Annotated in this window: 6 protein-coding genes and 1 pseudogene; 6 read left to right on the top strand and 1 reads right to left on the bottom strand. The window is 63.3% G+C overall.

Annotation, left to right across the window (positions count from 1 at the left end):
* Positions 1-26: 26 nt before the first annotated feature.
* Positions 27-1,402 (bottom strand): annotated as a pseudogene (locus ACQPWU_RS56900) (IS1380 family transposase).
* A gap of 284 nt (positions 1,403-1,686) precedes the next feature.
* Between ACQPWU_RS56900 and ACQPWU_RS56895 the strand changes: the two are divergent.
* From ACQPWU_RS56895 to ACQPWU_RS56870, 6 genes are all read left to right on the top strand, one after another.
* Positions 1,687-3,048, top strand: coding sequence for a hypothetical protein (locus ACQPWU_RS56895; RefSeq protein ID WP_433435416.1), 1,362 nt, complete (start codon positions 1,687-1,689; stop codon positions 3,046-3,048).
* A 508-nt stretch (positions 3,049-3,556) separates the two neighbouring features.
* Entirely contained in the window at positions 3,557-4,672 is a 1,116-nt protein-coding gene (locus ACQPWU_RS56890; protein WP_433435415.1) for a hypothetical protein, read from the top strand.
* 154 nt (positions 4,673-4,826) lie between these two features.
* On the top strand, positions 4,827-6,125 hold the full coding sequence (locus ACQPWU_RS56885; protein WP_433435414.1) for a helix-turn-helix domain-containing protein: 1,299 nt from the start codon (positions 4,827-4,829) through the stop codon (positions 6,123-6,125).
* A 55-nt stretch (positions 6,126-6,180) separates the two neighbouring features.
* Positions 6,181-7,434: a hypothetical protein gene (locus tag ACQPWU_RS56880; protein WP_433435413.1), complete on the top strand. Its 1,254-nt coding sequence runs from the start codon at positions 6,181-6,183 to the stop codon at positions 7,432-7,434.
* The gene (locus ACQPWU_RS56875) at positions 7,431-10,733 is read left to right on the top strand and encodes a hypothetical protein (RefSeq protein ID WP_433435412.1); all 3,303 of its coding nucleotides are present in this window, start codon (positions 7,431-7,433) and stop codon (positions 10,731-10,733) included. The genes ACQPWU_RS56880 and ACQPWU_RS56875 overlap by 4 nt, the downstream gene beginning before the upstream one ends.
* 167 nt (positions 10,734-10,900) lie before the next feature.
* Positions 10,901-13,801, top strand: coding sequence for an RNaseH domain-containing protein (locus ACQPWU_RS56870; RefSeq protein WP_433435411.1), 2,901 nt, complete (start codon positions 10,901-10,903; stop codon positions 13,799-13,801).
* The last annotated feature ends 97 nt before the right edge of the window (positions 13,802-13,898 follow it).

Here is a 13,898-nt window from a genome sequence, read left to right as displayed (position 1 = left end):
TGATCGTGGGGGCGGTTGGTTGGTGGTCAGGTCGGTGCCGGTAGGGCGTGCAGGCGGGCCAGGGCGGTGATGATCTGGCGGGCCCAGGGCCAGTGCGCGGGGATGCGCAGGTGCAGGCGGCGGCCGCCGTGCACCAGCCGGCCGGCCACGGCGAACAGGCGCAGCCGCAGGCGTTTGGGCTCGTAGCGGCGGGCGTCGGTGCCGTGCAGGACGAGCATCTGCATCCATGCGAGCAGTTCGCAGGCCAGGGCGACGATCTCGAGCCAGATCTGGTTCTGGGTGAAGTCGTGCAGGGGCAGGTTGCGCAGGCCGGTGTCCTTAGCGGCGCGGATGCGGTCTTCGGCGCGGGCGCGGCGGCGGTGGCGAAGTTCCAGATCGGCGAGTTGCCCGCCGGGGTGCCGGTGACGAAGCAGGTGAAGCGGTGTCCGTCGAGGTCGGTGAATCGCAGCTGGGCGCCGGGGTGCGGCCGTTCTTTGCGGACGATGACGCGCATGCCTTTGGGCCAGCCGGTCAGCTTCAGCAGGCCGGTGAGCTCGGCGACCCAGGCACCCGGGCGTGGCCGGCGGTCGGCGTTGTAGGCGGGGGTCCAGGCGGTGGCCGGGAGTTTGAGGATGGCGGCGGCGATGTCGTCGGTGATGGTGAAGCCGATGGAGTACTTCAGCCAGCGTCCGGGGCGGGTGAGCCAGGCGAGGAACTCGTGGGTGCCGCCGCCGGAGTCGGCGCGGATGAGCGCCTTGCGCCGCAAGTGCTTGGGAAGCTGGGCGAGGGCGAGGCGGGTGGTCTCGATGTGGTCGGCGGCGGTGTTGGAGCCGGCGTTGCCGGGCCGCAGCAGCAGGGCCAGGGGCTCGCCGCCGCCGTCGCCCTGGTGGTCGGCGAAGGCGGTCATCGGGTGGAAGCCGTAGCTTTTCTTCCAGGTCGGGGCCGCGTGCTGCTTGTCGGAGTGCGAGATGACGATGGTGGCGTCGAGATCGACGATCACGGGCTGGCCGTCGGCTCCCGGGGCGCGGTCACCGGCCAGGTGCCAGGCGCGCTGGCGTGCGGTGGCGGGGGCGGCGCGGATCGCGTGCAGTGCGCGGGCTTCATCGGCGGCGAGCCGGTCGATCAGGCGTGAGACGGTCGGGTCGGAGGCGACCGGGCCGAACAGCTCGGGCTGGGAGCGCAGCAGGGCGATGTCGGCCAGGCAGTCCCCGCCGAGTGCCAGGGTGAGGGCCAGATCGGTGACGATCTTCGCGGGATCGTGGACGGTGCGGCTGAGTCGCCAGCGCTCCAGCCGCTGTGACAGGGCCTTGTCCAGTCCGGTGATGCGCAGCGTCTGCATCAGCAGCAGACCACCACCGTGGGAGACCAGCCCTCGGCCGTCGGCGGACACGGTGATCTTGCGGCGAGAAGCGATAGAGTTCACTCGGAAAGTGCCTTCTGATCTGGGTTGGACGGGGCCTTAGACAAGTCCGATCCTCCCAGCTCAAGGGCACTTTTCTTATGTGAATGATCAGGCCGGCTCAAATCCGCCGTGAAAGCCGCAGGCTAGACAAGGACCTCCTGGCGATCAACGCCCGATACCTCCTTGCCGGCGCCGTTCGATCGCTCTGGGAACCCGGCCGGCGGGTAGGCAGTCCCGCAGTTGATCCACACGACATCACCGCCGGCGCTGCCGAACACCCCTGGGGAGGAGCACTCGTCCAAGCCTTGGGGACCCTGCTGATCCGTGCTGCCCAGCTTGAAGCACAGTCAGGCACAGATGCCATGCGTACCGTCCAGGGAGCAGGCGATCCCGCCCTCGCCGCCGACCTGTTGCGAAAAGCACGTCAGACTGCTTCAGAGGACGCCACAGAAGGCTGGACCGAAGATGAGATGCGCGGCCACCTGCTAATCGAGAAGTTCATGGAGGAGCATGCACTTGACTGGAACAGAGCCCGTGATGGTGAGACGCACCGGCAGGCTAACAAACGCAGTGCCGACCAGCTACGCCAGTTGTTGTGGGCGGGTCTGAAAACACTGGCGACGCTCGCATCCTCTCTCCGCCATGTCAACAATGCCTGGCAACTGTTGCATGGCTTGGGCGACGATGAAGTCGTTGCCCTACTGGCCGAACTAGAGACTGAACGAATCGACGCGACCATCGACCAGGACCAGCAGGAGATGGAAGCCGCAGCTGCGGCTCACGCCGCAATTTGGCTTGCGATCCACAGACCTGTGTTGCTGAACGCCGAGCAGTGCCAATGGATCATCGATATTGTCATTGAAGACACCGATACATTTCACCAGCTCGTATATTCGACACTGGTGATGGCAGGGACAGGGCCAGTGAGAGCGGCCGTTGACCGCGTGGACCTGCTCGCAGAGACATACGATGCCATGACTGAATTCGTGCGCGCGCAGACGCTGACCGACCCGGATGATGGAAGTCCGCGCCCTTTCGGTGTGGAGGCCGGCGAGGCGTACAACGACATGCATCGCGCACTCGAAGAAGCACTCGACGATGACGGCGATCTCTACGAGCAGGTGTGCGGGATCTTGGCTGTTGTCGGTGTGGCGGCTGAACTGACAGCGACCGAAGTGAACTCACATCTCGGCATGGAACGTTATATCTCCGCGCCGCACGAACTTACCAGGGAACTACTCAAGAGAGCAGCAGAGCATGCCGCTGTAATTCTCAGCGAGGAAGAATCTGACAGTAACGGCAGCGTACGGCTTAGCGCTCTGTCGATGATCGCCCAGATTGCTCCCGATGCGGCGGGCGAAATGACGACGGATCTGCCGGACCTGGCTAGCGACGACCCTCGCGACGAACCCGCAGCTCGCGCGCGAGCGCACCAATGGGTCGTAGATGCCCTGCGCTTAGTACAGGATCACAGCAGTGGTGATGGGGAGACCAAGGTAGCCGGCAGCCCAGATGCCCAGCTAGTCTGCAAAGCCATCATGGCCGATGAGGAAATGCCTAAATGGCCAATTCAGCGACTAGTAGCGGCAGCAGCAGAAGCAACGGCAAGCTTGTTGCAAGCCTCTTCTCTCAGCAAATCAGCGACACAGATTTTCATGCGAAGGTAGCCGTGCTTTCGCTCACCATCCAATGACGGCCGTAAAGCTGGTCACTCCGCGGCTGAACTGCGGGTGGTGCCGACAAAGGTTGATCTTACTGGCAAGCACCGTGGGGCGGCCTCATGGTGCCTCATGGTGGTCAGGAGATCTTCATGCGGCGCCCGAAGCAAGGATCAGGATCTTCGGGCAGACTCCTGTGCTTCCGCGGCATCCTGCACGTCAAGGAAGGAGACCACCGTCCTGGTTCAGGTCGTACCACATACATGAACAATGGCCGGGCAACAGTGCGATGACGCTGCTAGTTTGTGATTGACATTGTTCGATGGCATCTCTCCATGCGGCGATGGGCTGAGGCACCCCTTTGAAAATTGCTGCCGGTGGTCGCGTGGGGCAACGAAAGACGATCAGGGCCACGTCGGTCTGCACGAGCCGCTGTCGCGAAACCTTGAAGGCATTCACCAGCCACGATCTTCTGCTGCTTCGGACGAAAGACTGACAAGGGGAGGAGGATGGCCGCATGGCCCCCGAGGACAAGCACAACCACCCAGATGGCGTCATCGAGCATGACGGCCTGCTCTGGAAGCCCAAAGAGGGCGCAACGTCGTCCGTGGAGGAGTTCATTGCCGCGCGGGCGCTGTTCATAGAACTTCATGACGACGCTGACTGGAACCCCTGGGTCCTGAACGACCGGGCCAAGGACCTGGAGAGAGCCCAGCAGATCATGGGCGAATGGGCACGCGCCGAACCAGGCCACCGCCCCATGACCAAGAAGCAGATCGACGCGATGATGGCCCGCCAGGATCGCGAGTTCAAGGCGCGGCAGGCCGCCGACCGTGAGCGTTGTGATCGTGACCGCTTACGATATGACCCAGAGCGCGAGCATGCGAGGCTGTCTCTGCTCGAACTTCAATCTCGGATGGAGTTCGAACTGCATGAAGTTGCCGGACTGCGTGATGGCACACGCTTTCCGGCAATGGACCCGCGCAGACGCGCCGAACAGGTGGCCGAACACGACCGCACCATCGCACAGCTGAGATCAGTGATCGAACGGCTCACCAACCTCGTCGGCGACCCCGAGGACGTCGTCGACGCGCATGGCCGGCTGCCCAAGGGTCGGCGCGAAATCACATTATTCTACTACCGTCTAAATCGGCAGTCCGAGGTCGAGGAGTTGCGCGCCAAGCTCCCCGAGATAGACGCCGCTCTGAAGGCAGCCACAAGCCGAGATGAACGCTCCAAGCTCCAGATAAAGTTGGGCTTGGCACGTCAAAAACTGGAGAAGCTCCTCGCCGTCCCGCCACTTGCGTCCGAGGACATGTGTGCGGACTGTCTGGCTCCCTTCTCCAGCCACGGTTGGTCCACTCCGCCTTGGGATGGTCCATGTCCGGCATGGCCCAGCTGGGCTGCTCGGCTCAAGGAAGCTCGGAAGATCCTTTACAGCGCTTCCGCTCCGAAGCAGCCGGTGGCTCCGTTGAAGCCAAAAGCTGAACCGCTCGCGGTGATTCCGTCAGGCCTGCCGATCCCGGAGGTCGTCGAGCGCTTGAAGGAGCTTCAGGACCAGTACCCCGATGCTGAGGTGCGGCGAGGACGAGCCAACCGCTGGGAGCTCTGGCCTGGATCCTCAACGGCCTGAAGATACGCAGGTGTGCATATCTGCATGACGGGTGGCTTGATCTATCAGAAACGAGCGAAGCCGTGATGGGCCTGCCAGGCACAGCTCGACGATCAGGTCACGGCGCCTGGCCGGCAGATCGGCCAGGCTCTGCTGGTAACGCCATGCAAGCCGGATGATCTGTGTGGATGGCATTATCGGCAGGCGCACAGTTGCAGTGAACAGTTCGCTGCGTTTTCCTGGGAACATGGCACAGTCGATCTCGTCCCAAGCTCTCGCGCGTCAGCGCGAGTTCGTAGGCATGAGCGTGACGGAGCTGGCTGAGGCCGTCGGCGTTACTTCGCGCGCCGTTCGCTACTGGGAAGCTGGAACGCGGACAGTGGGTGATCGTTCCTTTGGGCGGCTGCTTGAGGTTTTGGGTTGTGATGCACAAGATCTGACTGGACGTGAGCGAGGAACTGAGACCCTTACGGATCTGCGGCGCGCCGCGGGTATGAGCGCGGAGGAGACTGCATCCGCGCTGCGAGACAAACGAGCTGCGCAGGGGTTGAATGTCAGCGCGGAGAAGATCCGTGACCTGGAGTCGGGCAGACAGGTACGCGGCTGGACGTGGCGATCTCCGGAGACTCCTGGGCGGGTAGTGCGGTTGCTGGCCCAGGTGTACGGGGTTCCTGATCGCCTGGTGATGGACGCTTGGCGTCGTTGTCGTCCACAAGATTCTCTTCCGGTACTTTCGGCTCGGCAACCCCGCCAGATGCCAACCGAATCTCTGACTGCTTGGCATGGCCTCAACGAGCGGCAACGCATTTATCTGACCTGCATCTTCTTGCAGGACCAGGAGGAAGAAAAGGAGCAGCAGCGCAAGCGGCACGCCGGCGAGGTGAGCCAGCCGGCGGCTGTATGGCGACGTATGACTATGGCGCTCTCGGCCCCACCCAACCTCGTTGGGTACACCACTTTGCAGGAGCGGTTGCGCCAGGCCGGCGTTCATGATCCGGGAGCCGGATCCTCGATGGCGGCCCTGGAGCGGCGCGATCTGATCAGAGCATATCGGGACCGGATTTACATCAACGGGATAGGGGATGTGCCGCGTACTCGGGTGGAGATGACCCGGCGTGGCAGGGCTGTCGCCCGTGCGGGTCTCGACGTTCCTCGCGAAACAGGTCCGCCCGCGCCGCTGCTTTCGCAATGGTTGTGGAAGATCACGATCCGGGTTGCACGGGCTGGTGAACAGGGTGTGGACGGTAGCCTGGCCGGGCGTGGACCGCACTACCTGGCCGTAGGGCAAAGTCCTGACGGGCGCACCCCGAGCAGGGGGTTCATCGTGCTCCGCCACCCGGATGGAGTGACCCATGGACCGTACCGGTGGTTCCTCACCGACTCTGGGAAGCGTCACGTTATCGACTACCTTGACGCTTATCGCACCATGTATCCGGAAGTCGGTACTAAGGGCGTCGAAGAGATTTCCCGTTGATTCTTCCGGGAAGCTCTCCACTTTTTGTCGGCGCCTTGGCGTAGGGTTCCGGCTCGTGACGCACGCTGACGACACAACCGACATTCAGCAGACCCACTCCCTCCTGGAAATCGTCAAGGCATTCGCCGTATGCGAGCACGCGATAGCTGGCGAGGACCTGGATGGTCCAAAGCGTCTGGGGCATCTCATCGAGGCCCACGCCATCCTGATGGCGGTTTGCGGGCCTGGGCATCTGATCCGGTTCGAGGAACTGCTGGGCAGGCTTACCGGTGACCGAGCGGGTTCCCTTGAGGGCCTGTTGCCCGACTGGATCGACACCGAGGCCCTCGCGGGTGTGCGGCTCCTGGACAGCGAAGGCGTGGCTACCGAGGACGGTTTCGACTTTCGGCACGAAGCTCAGCGCGTTATCCGGGCCGCGGAGAAGGTCGGTAGGTTCAGCGGCCAGGTGACGAAGCCCAAGCTCGACGACGAGTACAGCCAGGAAGCCGTCTTCAGCGCGATCAAGGGTCCCTTTTATGTGAGGCACCGCACCACGTTGGTGGAGAATCCGACGGTCCGTGTCGGCGGACTCACCGATCTTAAACTGCCGTCCCGCGCCAATGGCTTCTACAAGCCGGTTCCGCAGTACGCGCAGCACAACGGATGGTGGTGGGCCTGCCCCGCCTGTGGGTGGCCGATGAAAGTGACGGTCACCCGTTCGGGCGCACGTACCCGCGGCAGGGTCCGGTGCCTTTATCACTGGCATGAGGAGACGGGTGCGTCCTACGAATTCGTGATGACCTCCAGGAAGAAGACGGCGCCTGAGCTGAGTCCGACCTTTGAGTGTCGGGTGCCGTCCGGACGGTCCGCCCGCTTGTGGACGGGTGCCGTGCCGCGGTTGCCGGAGGCCAAGCCGGTTGAGGACTACATAGCGCTCGTGCGGCCTGTCTGGCGGTACACAGTTGTTCCGGGCTTGCCGGAACTGAGTCTGCATCGGGCTGTGGCAGATGCGCTGAAGGGTACTTCTTGGACGTCTCACCTGTGGCCCAACGGGGACCAGTGTGATCTGTGGATCGCCCACCAGGACGGCGGAGAATCGAGGTTCCCCGCCGACTTCAAGGACTATACGTGGGTGAATCATCTGGTCAGCAAGCTGCACCTCGACGGCGGTGACAGGGGAGGCGCGGAGTATCTGGTTGTTCCTGATCATCGGCAAGAGCAGGTGGCGCAACTCGACATGGTGTGCCGCATGCACGGGATGAAGGCGGCGATGACGGCAACCGCCTATCTGGAAATGATCGTCACCGAGGTCAGGGAAGGCCAGGTATGAGCGGGGAGATGACGGGGCGCGAGGCGGGTCTGGCAGGGGCACTCGCGCTGGCGGCGCTCTACTTCCCCCGCAAGGACGATGAGGACCGCATCCTGGCGGGATTCGAGGAGGCCACGTTCTTCGCGCACCGCAAACCGCAGGCATGGTCGGGATGGGCCAGCCTACCGGCAACGGAGCGCGACGCCATACGCCAGGTGATGGTCTTGATGTCGCCGGAATGGACCGATCCGAAGAAGCTCAAAGCGGCGGTTCTCGCGCTGCTCGGTACACATGCCCCCGATCCGGCCCTGGCCGATAAGTCAGGCGGTTCTCTGCGTCTACCAGAAGGCGAGCCTCACCTGGCCGACGCGGTCATCCCCCGAGTGGGAGGGGCCTACCTCGCGTACGCACAGCGTGTCACCGGCCCGTTCTTCACCTTCGGCAAACGTCCTAAAGCCCAGGCATTCGCGGGTCCGGGAACCTACAAGACCAGGACCGCCTACCTGGGTAAGGAGCACGGCACGACCAGCCGCACCATCCACATCCCAGAAACCCCCGGCTTCCTCGAAGCACCCGGCCACGAGGCATTGCCCCAGGTGAGGACCCGCCCGCAGCGGGACCGGGTAGCGCCGTCGGTAGAGTCCCTCCTCAAGGTCGCCAAGACCCTGAGCGAACAGGACAAGAGCGTCGCCTACTTGCATCAGACCCTCAAGGGCTTCTTCAAGGGCATGAAGACCACCCGAGGAGAACTGACTGAGCTCGACTTGACGTCAGGAGACCTTCAGGTTCTGAACGCACCCACAGGAAGCGGCAAGACGGTCCTCGTCAGGGTGCTGGCATCGTGGGCCGCCCTCAACAGCATCCGGATCGCTCTCGCGGTGACCGACGTTCGCGCCACCCTGGACATGGCCTGGGACATCAACAAGGACCTTGCCTACTTGCATCGGATTGGAAAGCTCGCTGATCCAGCGCACTGCACTCCGCTGATGTCGCCGGCCAGCATGCATCGTCGGGCCATGGACTACGCGGCCCTCAGCCCGTCTGGCCGGATAGACCAGTGGGATCTCCGGACCAGGACCGATCTCGGCCTACTGTCGGCAGGCTGCGCCCAGCGAGCCTTAATGGACCCGCCGACCCTGTATCCATACGGCGAGGAGAACTGCACCTCACTGACCTCCGTGGCTAACGGCTCCGTTCGTCACACCTGCTCCTTCGCACCGGTGTGCGGTAAGTTCCAGCAGTTCTACCAGGCGACCGACGCGGCCGTGATCGTCACCAACCACGCTAACCTGCTGGAAGGACGCACCCGCATTGGCGTCGTCCTGGACGGACAGGAGTTCCACGGCAAGGCCCGCGGTACCAGCGGCATGAGCGTGCTGGAGCTGACGCTGCGGTCCTGCGACGTCCTCATCATTGATGAGATCGACGCCTTCCAGACGCAGGCCATCAGCCGCTGCACCTCCGAAATCACCCTGGCGTCCCGGAAGCGGACCACCGCGCTCCGAGAGATCGATCAGGACGCCAAGAACCTCCCTCTTGCCCATGAGATGGACCTGGTGTCCCCCGTTAGCCATGCCAGGCTCATGGCGGAGATGCTGCTGTTGTGGCTCTGCTCCGATAGCGGGTTGAAGCTGAACCCGGGCAACGAAACGGATGGCCCAGATGGGGCCAGCCGTGACAACGCCGGCTGGCGGTTGGCCCGCTCCCGTGACCGAGAAATCCTCCAGTTGCTCTTTCCGGACGAGACCTCAGCCGAAGAGATACCCCCAGAACTCTTCTCGCTCCTTGACGAGCTCATGCCCGCACGCTGGTACGACGACTCCGCGCCGGGTGAGAGTCCTGGCTTCCCCAGTGGGGCCGATTGGGAAGCCATTCAGGCTGCCCTCACGATCCTTACCGCACAACGCGGTCAGGACTACCTCACCGAGACCCGCGAGGAAATGCGCAAACTCCTCGCGGACATCGTGCCGAACGCGCACAAGCGGTCCGCCACGGTGAACCTCCTGGTCACCCGCAGCGTGCTACGAGAACTCGACACCGCTTTGGACAACCTTCGGGAACAGGCGCAGGCACTGCGCTACCTCGATCTCGGGTCCGTCCGCAAGATCCTCGAAACCATGCGGAGCGGCACAGTCGTCACTCTCTACCCGCTGGCGATGCTGGGCCGATCCATCCACGGTTACCAGGTCAAGGGAATGGAGAACAAGGAGAGGGAAGCCGAACTCCTCTCCCGCTCCTTCGGCGGCGACCCGCACACCTTCGTCTCCGAACTCGGGGGCCTCACCTCCTTGCTGACCGCCGGCGTGCAACGCCCGATCATGGGACTGTCCGCAACCGCCTACCTCCCACAGGCGGTACAGGAACACATCCACGCCCCCGTCCGCTGGTGGCTGCCCGACACCCGCCCCGAATCCATCGTCACCGTTCCTACTCCCGTCCGCGGGCACAACGGCGATGCCATGAGGATCGGAGGACTTCCACCGGAACGGAAACCCAACGCCCTGCGGGATCTCGGCAGGGGTCTGTACGAGCAGCAACTCGCCAGGCGGTTGGCTTCCTTGGAGCGGAAGGACAAAAACCGGGCCCGCGTCATCCTCGCCGTCAACTCCTATGAGCAGGCCGCCTACCTCGCCTCCGGGGTGGCTCAGGCCGACGGCTTGAGCCACCGGGTATGCCTCCTGGTGAAGAGGACCGAGAAGCAGAGCTATGAGGAGCACCTGCCCGCGCAGGTCGACAGGATGATCCGGGAGGAGCTGAAGGACTTCCCCGAACGTGGAGAAATACTGATCGCTCCCCTCGCGGTCATCGGACGGGGCCTCAACATCGTGGTCGGCACCAGATCGGCGGTCAGCGACATCTACCTGTGTGTTCGCCCTGTCCTCAGCATCGAAGACACTGACTGGCTGCACGCGAGCGTCAACGCCGTCGGTATCAATTCTCTCCCGCCAGGCGGGAGTGATGAGCCCTTGGCCGCCGTCATGACGGCCAGCGAGGCATCCTGGAGGCAGCTCTCCAAGATTCTGCGTTCGCCAGCCCGGTTCTCCAACATGGACCACGACCTCCGCAAGGAACTCGTGGCGAGCATGCTGGTCATGCTCATCCAACTCGCGGGCCGTGCCCGCCGGGGCGAGACCGATATGACGCTGCACATCGTGGACCACTCGATCCACGACAAGAAGTTCAGTTCCGACCTGGCCACGATCATCAAACAGATCTACGCCGACTGGAACCCGGAACAGCGCGCGGTGATGAATGAGCTCTACGGCCAGGCACTACAGGCATTCCTGACGTACGCGGGCCTCGACAGCGCCATCATCTGAACTACCGACCCGTCTTCGTCTCCCCCGGGACGGAGGTCGGCATGCTTCCCACATCCGGGGGAGGAACCCGAAAGGCGAGGTACTCCACGATGGGGCGAGGCAACACGCGGCGGGATCTCACCGCGCACACCACATCGATCAGGTGCACCAGGGAACTCCTGGACGGCATGACAGCCCTGGTCTGGGACTTCGGCGATTTCCACTCGCCGACGCGCCGGGCATGGCGGGACCTGGGGAGCCTGGCCGCACGGAACCAGAAAAGGATCAACGGAGAGCAGGAAGCCGACCCGTTCCTCATCCCCTATTCCATCGCTGTCACCGTGCTCCAGCAGATCACTGATGGCTATGTCTACCTGGACAAGTACCTGGCATTCATGGTCACGCTCAACCCTGTCGAGCCCGCGATCCTCGAGACCGTCTTCACCTACCTGGAAGGCGTCGTCCGCAGGATTCCTCTTGACGAGATTCCCTTCATGGACCGGCCCGACCTGGCCCGCCGGATCTCGACCACCAGCGCACAGCGCCTCAGCCTCGCGGACAACATTCTCCACAAGGAGGACGGCCAACCCGCCAGCCCGGACAGCTGGGCCTATGAAGCGGTGAGATGGCACATCGCCAAGAAGTTGGCCTCCGCTTCGTTCCTCGACCGGGAAATGGAGCCGATTCGGGAGGAATACGAGAGCAAGGACGGCGAGAGCAAGTACAGGACAGTCGGCTGGAAGCCCTCGGGCAACATCGCGGCCGTGGAGTACCGGCCGACCAGCGACGGCGACCTGATCGCTTGGGAAGATCCAATGGGCCCGATCCCAGCGCGTCTCGCCCACCCGGTCAACCTCAGCGATGTGGCCACTGCCCGCCCCGAGAACCCAACCCGGGCTCAGGTTCAGTACGCGCTGTCCCGCCTCTCGATCAAGATGGCCACCTACACAGCCGAACCTGTTCCGATCCTGAACCTGGACGCCCATGTCCGTCGCATCAACAACACCGTGATCCACGCCAGCACCGTCCTCGTAGATCAAGGAAAGGACCGGCCGCTGCTGTCGCTTTCTCTGGACGGGCGCGGCCTACACCGGACGAACAAGCACGCGCTGGAAATCCTCTCGAAGATGGACGCCGACAGGTCCTCTCTCGACCTCATCGAAGACCGTGTGGAACATGAGCACAGCCTGCTGAAGGTCTTGGATGAAAACGGCAAGCGAGTGGAGATCCTGACCCCGGCACCTGGAGCGGTCAGGCCGACCATGCCGAAGACAGACACCTTCGCCGTCGGCGCCGGGGCGGGCATCCACCATCTGGCGCTGCTCAGGGAACACCTCGAGCGCGTATTCGGTGACAAGGTTTCTCCCTTCGACCTGCGGTCGAAGGGAAACGTCTTCGGGAAGAGAGCCCACGAGCCGGCTAGCGCCGCCGAAGGCAAAGAGCGCACGCAGAAGAAGGACAAGGGGGAATACATCGACCTTGTGGGTAAGCCGTCCCCCGAGAGCATCCGTCGGTCGATTGAGGCAGCTGGATATCAGAGGCTTCGTATCCTCTGCCTGTGGTATCGACACGAGACCCGGATGCGTATGATCCACGGCCTCGCCCACTCCTACGATCTCAATCCAGATGATCTCGACCCTGTCGACGGTGAATTCCTCCAAGTCGCGCCCGGAATCGAGGCCGTCTTCTATGACGCCCGAGATCTCCTGGAACACGGGCCCGGCACCGAGCGAGCTGCGGACACCGAAAAGATCACCAGCCGGTTCGCGGAGCCGGACATCCTCCTCGCCGCCTGGTGCGAAACAGAGCTCCCCGTGCAAGGCGAAGCTCATCTGGGCATGAAAGCCACCGATATAAAGAAGGCTCTGGAAGAGAGCGACGCCAAGCACCAGGTCGTGCGCGAGCTCGCCAAAGCAGCGGTGCCATCCCAGTTCCTCATCGGCCGCTCGTACGACCCCTTCACCAAGACCTTCAACGTCATCAAAACGCCTGAGAAGGCATTCGAGGACCATCGCGTCTACATGGGACTGCTGGACCTCTACCGGTCCTGCGGCGTCGTGGACGACCGCTTCGAACGCGCGCTCTACCCCGACGACGACCCCTACCCACTGCCTCGTCTGGCGTTCTGCGGCATCCACATCCGCAAGCAGGCCACCGACTCCAAGTACAAGGGAGCACCCAAGAGGATTATCACCGCCTGCGCGATCATCCCCTCCGCCCAGCCCGGAGGCCCCTGGCGCATGCTCGGCTGGAGCAACATCCACCCGGAATGGGAGCACTACACCCAAGCCCAAAGCCATTTCCACGCAGTGGACTACCCCCTTCACACTCAGGACGGGAATAGTGACTTCCAACGCTGGGCGCAGGCCGGCGAGGACGTCCGCATCGCGCTCCAAGAGCTCCAGGACGAACTCGACGGGCTTCCATACGTTCTGATGATCGATGGCCACGCGTGCCGCCGGGTATGGCCTGGCCTTCAGAACAGCCAACAGGGCCTCGGAAAGAAGCCCGACGATCCGCGGCTCTGGCTCCCCGGAACCGGACTCCCTCCTTCTTGGAATCCCGTCAGCATCATCCGGATGAACTGCGCACAGGAAGAAATGCCGCGCCTAGCCTCCGTGACCGAAAAGCAGAAGAACGGCAAGGATGTTCCGCTTAAGACCTCCAGCGACCTGTACTACCCGGCGGATCAAGCCGAAGGCCATCCGTGGTTTCTATTCACCGAACCGAGAAACTACGGCAAGAAGCGCCACGGCCAATGGAAGACACGCTGGCGCGCCGACCCAGGTCAGGCGTCAAACAACGCCGATGAGCGCAAAGAAAACGAGCTCAACGCCCCGTGGTACGCCATGACCACCCGCGAGATCACCCCGATGTACACGAGAGACGGCTACAGCCGGGAACTCCTCGCTGTCGCTGCCGCGCGGCTGAGCCACCAGGCCCTCTCATGGTCGGACCGGACCCGCTACCCTGCCCCTCTCCACGCCGCACTTCAAATGGATCTCGGTCACCCGCAGTACCGTCGCTCCGCACCGAAAGACCCCGAGAGCATGGAGATCCTTAGGCAGGCCACTGGTAACGATGTGTAGGGGCAAGCCCTGCCTCTTGGGAGGCGTGATCTCGTCGTCATCCGGCTCGGTCGGCCGAACGCTTCTGAGACTGACATTCCATGGAGTTTCGGATGTT

The organism is Nonomuraea sp. CA-141351, from assembly GCF_050944675.1.
Taxonomy (GTDB): Bacteria; Actinomycetota; Actinomycetes; order Streptosporangiales; family Streptosporangiaceae; genus Nonomuraea.
Note: the sequence above shows the minus strand (reverse complement) of the source record. Positions and strands in the feature narration are given on the sequence as shown.